This is a genomic window from Pelosinus sp. IPA-1 (genome assembly GCF_030269905.1).
Taxonomy (GTDB): domain Bacteria; phylum Bacillota; class Negativicutes; order DSM-13327; family DSM-13327; genus Pelosinus.
The window spans coordinates 172,494-178,742 of record NZ_BSVC01000010.1 but is presented as its reverse complement, the minus strand read 5'-3'; the positions used below and the strand labels follow the sequence as shown (position 1 = coordinate 178,742).

The window sequence follows — 6,249 nt, the reverse complement described above, 5'->3', positions numbered from 1 at the left end:
TTTAGATGGACATCAGCGTGTTCCTGAAGTACTTTTGATGAACTTAGCTATGTGGAATAAATTTTCACCGGCTGATCAAAAGATTATTCAAGATGCCGCTACTGCTTCTGTTACCACAGAAAAGGAAGAATGGGCTAAATATGAGGAAAAATCCAACGCAAAAATTAAAGCTGCTGGCGTTACAATTACTCCTGTTGAGAACGTAGCTGAGTGGCAAGCAGCCGTTAAACCAGTAATTGATAAGAATGGTGCGCAATTTAAAGATCTTATTGATTATATACACACATTGAAGTAATAAAATAGAATATGGAAATATTCGAAGAGGCTATTCAGAACTCGATGGTAGGTGATATACATGAATGGATTTATGGATGAAAATTATCTTTTAGAGACAGAAACTGCTAAAAAGTTATATTTTGAGTATGCAAAAGATATGCCTATTTTTGATTATCATTGCCATCTCCCTGTTCAAGAAATTGCAGATGACAAAAAGTTTGAGAATATAACACAGCTCTGGCTAAGTGGAGATCATTACAAATGGAGAGCATTAAGAGCTAACGGCATATCGGAAGAGTATATTACAGGTAATAAAAGTGATTATGAGAAGTTTAGAAAATGGGCTGAAACAGTTCCTTATTTAATTGGTAACCCTTTATTCCAGTGGACATATTTTGAGCTTAAGCACTACTTTGGCATCCAAGATTGTTTAAAACCAGAAACAGCGGATGTTATATGGGACAAATGCAATGAAATGCTCCAGCAAGAAGAGTTTTCAGCGAGGAACTTGATCAAACGATCCAATGTAAAAGCTCTTTGTACCACAGATGATCCAGTAGATACGTTAGAATATCACAAGAGAATCAAGGAAGACAAAACATTTGACGTAAAGGTTCTTCCTACCTTTAGGCCTGATATGGCTTTAGAAGTTAGTCATGAGAATTTTCAAAACTGGTTGGATAAGCTAGGTAACATTACAGGAATTAACATAACAAACCTTGATTATTACCTTGCGGCATTGAAACGTAGAATTCAGGATTTCCAAGAGATTGGCTGCCGATTATCCGATCATGGATTATCTGAGCATTTTTATATGGAGGCTGATCCTTCTGAAATCGATTATATCTTTAATAAACGTTTTGATAGCCAATCAATCACAGAGGAAGAGCAAATTAAATTTCGTTCCGCAATGTTAATTTATTTAGGCAAAGAGTATGCAAGACATGGTTGGGCAATGCAGATTCACATTGGAGCAATACGCAATACAAATACAAGAATGTTACACTCTATCGGAATCAATACTGGCTTTGATACGATAGCAGATTTTAACTTTGCCAATGAATTAGCCAATTTTTTAAATGCACTAGAAGTTAACCAATCACTGCCTAAAACGATCTTATATTGTTTGAACCCTAAAGATAATTACATGCTGGCTGCGATGGCAGGAAATTTTCAAAGGGATATACCGGGTAAGATCCAATTTGGATCGGCATGGTGGTTTAATGACCATGAAGAAGGCATGATTGACCAGATGAAGGCCCTGGCAAGTATTGGGTTATTTTCTCGGTTTGTTGGGATGCTAACTGATTCCAGAAGTTTTATTTCTTACACAAGGCATGAATATTTTAGACGAATTGTTTGTAATCTTGTAGGCAACTGGGTAGAAAAAGGTAGTTATTATCAAGATTTTGATTTCTTAGGTCAAATGATAAAAGGAATATGTTTCAACAATATAGAAAGCTATCTAGATGTTGAAATATTAGAATCAATAACTTAGATAAATAGCTCGTTGGAGATTGCTATATTGATGCATGAGAAATCATCAGTAAAGGAGATTTGGACATGAGTGCTAAAAATGATTGTTTTTATTGCTTAAAGGATCAACGGTTAGATGATTTAATGATCGAAATAAAAGAAATGGAAGTTTCAACGTTGTATCTATTTAAGGAACAAACTTACGAGGGTAGATGTGTATTGGCTTATAAAGGGCATCAAAACCATCTCACTGAGTTAGATGAAAAAGAGTATGAGCTCTATATGAAGGATTTAGCAAAGGTAGCAAAGGCTATTATGAAGGCTTTTAATCCTGATAAGCTAAATTACGGAGCTTATTCCGATAAACTTTCCCATTTGCATTTTCATTTAGTACCGAAGTACCAAGATGGACCGTCTTGGGGCGGAACCTTTGAAATGATGCCCGAAAAGAAAGTATTACTTAGCGAAGCGGAGTATCTAAAAAGGATCAATCTGATCCAGGAAAAATTATAATATAAAAAGTGCTATCCAAAAGACTAACATCTTTTTGGGTAGTTTTTTTATTGTGATACCATTCTATAAAAAGTTAGAAGGATTAAAGACAAAAAACATATAAAAAAGAATTTTTCGGCAGGGTTCGAGAAAAATGCGTAGAAGTCTGTAGGATGTTAACTGTAATGGAAAAAATAAACAGTTTGATAGGATGGGGATACTATGATTCAGCAGGCTGAGCGTATGAAGGGGCTAACTTCGGCGATTTTTTCACAGATCGAGGACTTGCAGAAGGAAGTGGCGGCTTCGGGTAAGGATATCATCCAATTGTCAATTGGCAATCCAGATATGGCTCCAGCGCCTCATATTATGGAAGCGTTGAGGAATGGTGCTAATTGTGGCAATAACTATGGCTATACCCTGTCGAAGGGAAAACCAGAATTATTGCAGGCCATTGCCGATTGGTATCAGACTAAATTTGGAGTAACACTAGACCCAGGTAGTGAAATTCATTCTTTGATTGGTTCTCAAGAGGGGTTAGCCCACATTGGACTTTGTCTCGTCAATCCAGGGGATGTAGTGCTAATTCCAGATCCGGGCTATCCCATATTTAGTGTAGGCCCACACATTGCTGGCGCAGAACTACAGCGGATGTGTTTAACAGCAGAAAATAACTATTTACCAGATTTGGACGCCATTGACGAAGAAGTGCTAAAGCGTACCAAATTAATGATCTTAAATTATCCCAATAATCCTTTAGCGGCCACTGGGACACGTGAATTTTTTGCAAAAGTGGTAAACTTAGCACATCGCTATAATTTTGTGGTTTGTAATGATTTTGCTTATAGTGAACTGGTCTTTGATGATTATCGGCCAGATAGTTTTTTGAGTATTCCCGGGGCTAGAGAAATTGGCGTAGAGTTTAATTCGATATCGAAAAGTTATAATATGTGTGGTTGCCGAATTGGTTATATTGTGGGTAATGCGGAGGTTATCGCTTTATTAGGACGTCTGAAATCAAACTTTGATTATGGTATATTTGCTCCTATACAACTTGCAGCCATCGCTGCTTTGACAGGACCTCAAGATTGTGTTAAAGAAACGGCGGCTACTTACCAAAGGCGACGAGATATTATTGTGGATGGCTTTTGTGCTATGGGGTGGCATGTAGAACGTCCAAAGGCATCTATGTACATATGGGCTAAAGTGCCAACAGAGCAAAGTTCTTTTGATTTTACTGTTGATTTGCTGAAAAACACGGGAGTTGCAGTCATCCCTGGAAGGGCCTTTGGCGAATGTGGGGAAGGCTTTATCAGAATATCCTTAGTACAACCTGAAGAGAGATTGGTGGAAGTGGTTTCTAGAATAAAGCAATGGTTAAGGTGATTCAGTAATAACGTAACATATGGATTGAGGCATCCACTATGCAATCTTTTGGTCGTATTGTGGATGCTTTTGTTTGGCGATTATAGTAAGTAATATAATATAAAATTTATTAATACAAGTTAATGTATGATAGAAATAGGAATATGAAATCAGAATATAACAACAATAATAAAACTAACTAAAATGTATTGCAATGGATAAAACCATGATGTATAATCAAAACAAGTTAAGTTAATGATGTTTAAGTTGTCTTTGGTTTAGAGTACAACGAAGTGCCGACCGAATGCCTGTGTGCGTTCCGGTCGGCTATTACTTTTTATAAGGGGGTGCGTATTGTGTCGGGTAACAGCATATTAGCATCGAAGAAGCACGGTGTAACAGGACTTCAGATAATGATACTGGGCGATGTTGAAGTAGATGCGCCATGGACAGATGGATCGATTGGATTTACTGAGCATTTATACTGGAATGAAAACAATCGAGTTACCATTGTTTCTGAAGCAGTCCCTCCTGTAACAAGTAGCAAATCTTCTAGCGAAAAACTTAGTGATTTATTAATGACAATCTGTTTAGAGTATCCCTTCTGGAATGATTTTCGTATATTGGATTTTTTAAATAAGCGTGGTATTTCTATGACAATGGAAGAACTACGAAATCTGCGTACAGAGTGTGGTATTGAAAGTAGAGAAGATGTATGCCTGGAGTTAATGCGACTCTATTTTAATAAGGAAATAGAGTTAGACAAAAAACAGGTACAGTTCATTGAACGATTGAATCCGGCGTTTCGTGACCGAAATTTTCCAGCAGTTAGACCCGGGGATTTACTAGTATATGAATGTATCTTTTTCCGAAGGTTAAATAAAATGTTTTATCTTCACTTACTATTTGATTTATATAATGGATACGCTTTTGGCAAAGTCAGTCGTCGTTGTTCTGGTGAAATAGGGCTAAAGTTGTTGCAAGAAAAAATTGGTCCTTTTTATCGCAGAAGAGGTTACGAGATTCATACTATTTTGCATTCTCTCAAATCGACTCGAGATCACTGGGAAGCGGAAGAAGGGAATATTGAGGGCAGTATTCTAGCGATGGGCATCAAGTGGTTAGAGCCTAAGCATGAATTTGGCATTATACAACGTTTTCAACGAGATTTCTTGGATGACTTTTTCAGTGATGCAGAAGCGTTTGACGTATCATTAGGAATGATCCAACCAGCTTTTGATCGATGGATGATAAAATATAATGCAGCCTGTCCTTTCCATCAAAGGCGTAATCTATTAGGGCATAGAGATGATTTAGAAAATGATAGGATGACGTTGCAAGCCAAATGTAATTAAGACCACATAATCCGAAACAAATAATAAAAAGCTTCATGAGTATTCGTGGTACTCATGAAGCAAAGTAAAAACCTTTTATAAGTATTCGTGGTATTTATGAAGGGACTGGAACTTTAATCCCAGTGGCGCTAGGTCTATTTGGTGTACCCATTTTTCATATAAATAGGTCTAATTATTAAGTAAGGGTGGTGATTTTATAGGTTTAGACGATAAAATGCTTCATGAGTATTCGTGGTACCCATGAAGCTAGGCAAACTTTATAATCCCAGTGGCACTAGGCTCATTCAATTTACCCGTTATAGATTATAACACGTTGGTTCTCTTTTTTCAACGTGGTAAAAATGAATTTGCTGGGCAATCAAAGTGAAGGTGAAAGTAGCACCAATCTTTTAGAGCTAAAAAATAAATTAAGGGTGGTTTTTGAAAATGACAAGGAAAATAGCGATTTATGGTAAAGGCGGAATTGGAAAATCGACCACGCAACAAAATACGGCAGGAGCAATGGCACATTTCTACGATCAGAAAGTATTTATCCATGGCTGTGATCCAAAGGCTGATTCAACTCGTTTGATTCTTGGCGGGATGAACCAAAAAACATTAATGGATATGCTGCGTGATGAAGGGGAAGAAAAAATCACCGTTGAGAAAGTTGTAAAAGATGGATTCTTGGGAATTCGTTGCGTGGAGTCAGGTGGCCCGGAACCTGGGGTCGGGTGTGCAGGTCGTGGTGTAATCACAGCCATTGACCTTATGGAAAAGAATGGAGCCTATACATCGGATTTAGATTTTGTGTTCTTTGATGTACTTGGTGACGTTGTATGCGGTGGGTTTGCAATGCCGATTCGTGATGGTAAAGCGCAAGAAGTGTATATCGTTGCTTCCGGAGAGATGATGGCGATCTATGCAGCAAACAATATTTGCAAAGGTCTTGTTAAATATGCAAAACAAAGCGGTGTGCGTCTTGGTGGGGTCATTTGTAATAGCCGTAAAGTAGATAAGGAAAGAGAATTCTTGGAAGAATTCACGGCTGCAATCGGCACACAAATGATTCATTTTGTACCGCGCGATAATATCGTGCAAAAAGCTGAATTTAACAAAAAAACAGTTGTGGAATATGACGCTGAGTGTAACCAAGCGATAGAATACGGAGAGCTAGCACGCAAGATAATTGAGAATAAGAATTTTGTTATTCCTAAACCTCTCAGCATGGATGAATTAGAGGCTATGGTTGTTAAATACGGCATTGCTGATTAATTGAAAACAAAAAAACTAGGGGGAGAACACA

General features: G+C 37.6%; 5 protein-coding genes and 1 pseudogene. All 6 read left to right on the top strand.

Annotation, left to right across the window (positions count from 1 at the left end):
• Positions 1-295 (top strand): annotated as a pseudogene (locus QSJ81_RS22220) (TRAP transporter substrate-binding protein); the annotation flags it as partial.
• A 60-nt stretch (positions 296-355) separates the two neighbouring features.
• Positions 356-1,774 (top strand): glucuronate isomerase, encoded by a 1,419-nt coding sequence (gene uxaC / locus QSJ81_RS22215; protein ID WP_285719536.1) that lies wholly within the window; start codon positions 356-358, stop codon positions 1,772-1,774.
• 65 nt (positions 1,775-1,839) lie between these two features.
• Positions 1,840-2,265: an HIT family protein gene (locus QSJ81_RS22210; protein WP_285719535.1), complete on the top strand. Its 426-nt coding sequence runs from the start codon at positions 1,840-1,842 to the stop codon at positions 2,263-2,265.
• Positions 2,266-2,466: 201 nt separating this feature from the next.
• Positions 2,467-3,630, top strand: coding sequence for an aminotransferase class I/II-fold pyridoxal phosphate-dependent enzyme (locus QSJ81_RS22205; RefSeq protein WP_285719534.1), 1,164 nt, complete (start codon positions 2,467-2,469; stop codon positions 3,628-3,630).
• A gap of 335 nt (positions 3,631-3,965) precedes the next feature.
• Positions 3,966-4,964 carry a hypothetical protein gene (locus QSJ81_RS22200; RefSeq protein WP_285719533.1) on the top strand — a complete coding sequence of 333 codons (999 nt, stop codon included), beginning with the start codon at positions 3,966-3,968 and terminating at the stop codon, positions 4,962-4,964.
• A 426-nt stretch (positions 4,965-5,390) separates the two neighbouring features.
• Entirely contained in the window at positions 5,391-6,218 is an 828-nt protein-coding gene (nifH, locus tag QSJ81_RS22195; protein ID WP_285719532.1) for a nitrogenase iron protein, read from the top strand.
• The last annotated feature ends 31 nt before the right edge of the window (positions 6,219-6,249 follow it).

What these genes read in the sequence shown, in the direction of transcription:
- nifH (WP_285719532.1), top strand. Translation starts at nt 5,391, where the DNA reads ATGACAAGGAAAATAGCGATTTATGGTAAAGGCGGAATTGGAAAATCG.
- uxaC (WP_285719536.1), top strand. Translation starts at nt 356, where the DNA reads ATGAATGGATTTATGGATGAAAATTATCTTTTAGAGACAGAAACTGCT.
- QSJ81_RS22205 (WP_285719534.1), top strand. Translation starts at nt 2,467, where the DNA reads ATGATTCAGCAGGCTGAGCGTATGAAGGGGCTAACTTCGGCGATTTTT.
- QSJ81_RS22210 (WP_285719535.1), top strand. Translation starts at nt 1,840, where the DNA reads ATGAGTGCTAAAAATGATTGTTTTTATTGCTTAAAGGATCAACGGTTA.